The organism is Gardnerella sp. CCPDSM (assembly GCF_056754715.1).
Map to the genome: position 1 here is coordinate 1 of NZ_JBQEQO010000034.1, position 1139 is coordinate 1139.

Annotated in this window: 2 protein-coding genes; both read left to right on the forward strand. The window is 39.9% G+C overall.

Annotated elements, in window-relative coordinates:
* The first annotated feature begins 106 nt into the window (after window positions 1-106).
* Window positions 107-679, forward strand: a complete 573-nt coding sequence (locus ACTJLE_RS06340) for a major tail protein (RefSeq protein ID WP_014554473.1) — start codon at window positions 107-109, stop codon at window positions 677-679.
* A gap of 17 nt (window positions 680-696) precedes the next feature.
* Window positions 697-1062: a hypothetical protein gene (locus ACTJLE_RS06345; protein ID WP_014554474.1), complete on the forward strand. Its 366-nt coding sequence runs from the start codon at window positions 697-699 to the stop codon at window positions 1060-1062.
* The last annotated feature ends 77 nt before the right edge of the window (window positions 1063-1139 follow it).

Here is a 1139-nt window from a genome sequence, read left to right on the forward strand (position 1 = left end):
GCCGTGCTTGATAGGCACGGCATTTTTTATAACAAAACAGAAGCGTTCATAGAGTCGGAACAGCTTTATGAAACACTCTACATTTTTGAAATGGAGGTAACAATAAATGGGAAACAAGGTTAAATACAATCTGAAAAACGTGTACGCGGCAAAACTTAAAAAAGATTCGAGTGGTTTCTCCTACGATGAGCCTAAGCCGATTCCGGGGGCGGTGAGTATAAGCCTTGAGGCTGAGGGTGAATCCTCACCGTTTTACGCTGACGGGATTGTTTACTTCAGGTCGACTGCTAACAACGGTTACAGTGGCGACTTGGAAATTGCTCTTATACCTGAATGGTTTAGGACGGAAATACTACGAGAAGAACTAGATAAAAACGGTGTTCTGGTTGAAAACGCGAAGATTAGTGAAACAGAAAAATTCGCGCTCCTGTTTGAGTTTGATGGTGACGTGAACGCTATCAGACACGTTTTATATAACTGTTCAGCAACACGACCGTCTATCGAGTCAGAAACTAAGGAAGACACTATAGAACCTGGGACGGAAACTTTGTCGCTTACGGCTGATCCTAGAGAAGATGGTTTGGTGAAATCCCGTAGCGGTGACACTACTTCAAAAGAAACCTATGAGAAATGGTATAAGAGCGTGTACGTTCCGCAAGTTAACACGGAAATCAAATAAGTTTTAAAGGGGTAAAAGTGTTAGAAAAAACAGTAAAAGTAAATGGTAAAGACGTGAAGTTTCGTTCTTCCGCCACTATTCCAAGATTGTATCGTATTAAATTCAAGCGTGATATTTTCAAAGACCTGTCAAAATTAGAGCAGTCTTTCAAAATCAACGAGGGTGTTTTTGAAATAGCAGATCTTGAAATTTTTGAAAACGTAGCCTATATCATGGCTTATCACGCGGATAATAGTATTCCAGCAAGTATTGATGAGTGGCTTGACGAGTTTGAAATGTTTTCTATCTACGAGATTCTTCCTGAAATTCTAGAACTTTGGGGAGCAAACTTGGAAACTGAAGTAAAATCTAAAAAAAATTTAAAACAACAACACGGCAAATGACAACCGCGTTGTTTCTTCTTAGATGCACCGAAATCGGGATTAGTATTTGCGAACTGGATCTTTTAACCATCGGCATG